This is a genomic window from Mesorhizobium sanjuanii (assembly GCF_002529485.1).
Classification (GTDB): Bacteria; Pseudomonadota; Alphaproteobacteria; order Rhizobiales; family Rhizobiaceae; genus Mesorhizobium; species Mesorhizobium sanjuanii.
Genome location: NZ_NWQG01000201.1, coordinates 1 through 3,245 on the forward strand (window position 1 = coordinate 1; position 3,245 = coordinate 3,245).

The window sequence follows — 3,245 nt, forward strand, 5'->3', positions numbered from 1 at the left end:
TCGCCAGCACGGCGCTGCCTTGCAGGGCCTGGCCGGCGACATTGCCCGTCAGCTGCACATTGGCCGCCGGATTGGCGGCATCGGCCTTGCCGGTGGCGGTGAGCTTCAGCCCGGTAATCTCGCGTTCGGCCACCGAAAGCCTGTCGCTGCTCACCGTCAGCGACAGGTCGGGCGCGGTGCTAGGCCCCTGCGCGTTCAGCGCAAAAGCGATGGCGCCCTTGGCATCCTTGGACAGAAGCGAGATGTCGGCCAGCGCGCCCTTGATGTCGGCGGTAAGCTTGTTGTCGGCAAGGCTGGCTTGCCCGTCGGCGGTAAGCGCGCCGGAGGCGAGCCTGACCGGATTGGCGGTGACTTTGCCATTGGTGTCGCGCTTCAGCACGGCACTGATATCGGTGCGCTCGGCAAGCACGCCACGCGCTGCCGTTGGCAGCGCCGCGGAAGCCGCATCTGCCTTGAGGTTAAGGTCGATGGCGCCGTCGGCCAGGGAGACCTTCCCGTTGAAGGCACTGTTCAGCGCGTCGCCGACCACCGAGCCGCTGTCGATGACGATGGTGTCTTTGGCAAGGCTGCCGGCGACCTTGGCCGTGACCTTGCCGGCGATCAGCGGCGCAATGGTCGGATTGTCTAGGCCGATCTTGTCTGCCGTCACCGTGCCGGAAATCGGCCCGGTCCGGCCCTTCACGTCAAAGGCATCCGAGTGCAGCGCAAGCGTGATGCCCTCGACTTTGGTAAAATTCGTCGCCACCGAAGGCAGGACAGCGGAAATATCGAGCTTCGGCTGCGTGCCTTGCCCCGCTGCCTTCACCGACAGCGCTTGCAGCTCGAGCTTGATCGGGCTCTCGGCGCTGCCGAGGGCCAGCGGCAGGCTCGGACCGGTCGAGGCAAGGTCGAGCGAGAAATCACTGATGCCATTCGGATTGATCGTACCGGCCGCCTTGCCTGAAATCTCTTTGCCGGCAAGCGTCGCGTGGTCGATGGCGACGCCGGCGGCGGATGAGAAACTGCCCGCGGCATCGAGGCTGAGCGGGCCGAGCCCCGCCTGGCGGGTCTGGCTGGTTTCCGCTCCGCCGAGCTGCGCGTTGAAACGAATGTCGGGGCTAGCCGACAGTCCCGTCACTTGCGCCGTTCCGCTAAGCGTGCCGACAGCATCGAGGCCGGGCGAAAAATCATTGGCAAGGGCAGCCGACAGTGCGGAGAAGGTGGCCGCAAGGTCGAGCGTCTGGCCAGCAGTGCCGGACACGGTCACCGATCCGCCGCCGACATCGAGAGCCAACTTTTCGATGCTGGCCGCACCATTGGCGATGGTCAAGGTCGATGGCTGCGTGATCGCCGCCTTAATGCCACGAATGGTCGCTTCGCCCGAGGCGATCTCGACGCTGGTCGTGCCGTCCGCGATCTTCACCCGCCCGGCGGCCGTGGCCGGAATGCCTGATATGGTGGCGCCGCCGGTGAAATTGGTCCACTCGCCGTCGCGCTTCAGGTCGACGCCGATACCGCTTATGACGGTTGTTCCCGAGGTGACCGTATCGGCCTTGATCGTACCAGAGATCGCCGGGCCCTTGAGATAGTTGGCGACCAGCGCGTTGACGGCGATGGTCTTCGCCGCCAGGTCGCCGCGCGAAATCGAGGCGCTCTTCATGTCGATCGCGACCGTTGGCGCATCACCATCATCGGAGAAGCGGATGCTGCCCTGCACGTCGCCAGTCGCCGTCTGCCCGGCAAGCGCCGCCAGCGGGCCGATATCGGGCGCATCGAGCGTCAGCGTGCCGAGCGGCAACAGGCCGTCGCCGAGCGCAAGGTCTCCGGAGACCTTGTTGTCGCCCAGCGCCAGGCTGAGCCCGTTGATGGACCGCTTGCCGTCACTCGTCACCAATGACGCCTTGAGGTCGAGCGACTGATCGTTGACTGACCCGGTCAGTGAGACATCGGCCGCCGGGCTGGCAATGTCGGCCTTGCCCTTCGCGCTCAGCTTGACAGTCTTCACCGTGCGGCCCGAAGCCGTCAGGCTATCGCTGTCGGCCGACACCGAGAAATCCGGCGCCGAGCGCGCGCCGCTCGCGGTCAGCGCGAAATTGACGGCCCCGCCGACCGGCACGCCGACCATGGGCGACAGCACCGAGACATCGCCGAGCGTTCCCTTGACGTCGGCCTGGATGTCGGTGCCGGTCGCGCTGGCGGTGCCGCTGGCGCTGAGCGCGCCGGAAGTGAATTGCAGTGAATTGGCGGCGAACGAGCCTTGCGGATCGCGGGTTGCCGTGGCGGAGAATGTAACGCGCTCGCCGAGAACCGGGCGGATCTGCGGCGGCAGCGCCGTCGAGACGGCATCGGCATTCATCTTGAGCGTCATCGCCAGGTCGGCCAGCGTCACCTTGGCGGTGACCGAGGCATTGAGCGCATCGCTGCGCAGCGTGCCCTGATCGACGGAAATCTCGTCCTTGCTGACCGAACCAGCGAGGTCGGCTGTGACCTTGCCGGTCACCAGCGGCGCCAGCGTCGCTACATTGGTGTTGAGGCCGTCGGCCACGAGCTTGATGCTGACCGGCCCGCTGCGCTCCTGGACGTCGAAGCCGTCGGAATGAAGCTGGGCGGTAAGATTATCCAGCCGCGTGCCGCCCGCCACCACCGAGACCAGAGACGCGCCGATGTCGACGATCGGCGCCTTGCCGCCGCCGAAGGCGCGGGCGGTGGCGCCGGTGAGCGCCACGGTCACCGGCTGCGCCGCGCTGCCGAGGCTGAGCACTATGGGCGGCCCCTTGGCGGCGACCTCCACCGCAAGGTCGCTGGCGCCGTTGGGGTCGATGATACCGGCGGCAGTGCCATGCACGGCATCGCTGTCAACGTTGGCGCGCTCGACATCGACGCCACCCGCGACCATGGCGGTCCCGGCAAGGTCGAAGCTGGTCTTGCCGGCAAACAGAGGTTTCAGATTTTCCGGCACGAAGCGTGCGAAGTCGCCGTCACCCTTGGCTTCGACATGGCTGCCCCTGTCGGTGAGCTGATGCCGGCCGGTGAGCTGGGTGACGATCTGGCCGTTGACGACGAAGGTGCCGACGCCGTTCCAGTTGGCGATCGGCCCCGTGCCCGAAACGACGATGTCGACCGGCGGAGCATCCGGCAGATTGAGCAGATTGGCGATGATGCCGCCGGCCGGCTCGGATGCCTTGAGATCGAGGTCGAGCTTGTTGTCGGCGGGCGCGAAATTGATTTTTGCCTCGACCGTGCCTTGCTTGCCGTCGTGGCGGGGG

Annotated in this window: 1 protein-coding gene; it reads right to left on the minus strand. The window is 66.6% G+C overall.

Annotated elements, in window-relative coordinates:
• On the minus strand, positions 1-3,245 hold a 3,245-nt coding region (locus CN311_RS26145), incomplete at both ends, for a translocation/assembly module TamB domain-containing protein (protein ID WP_483425991.1).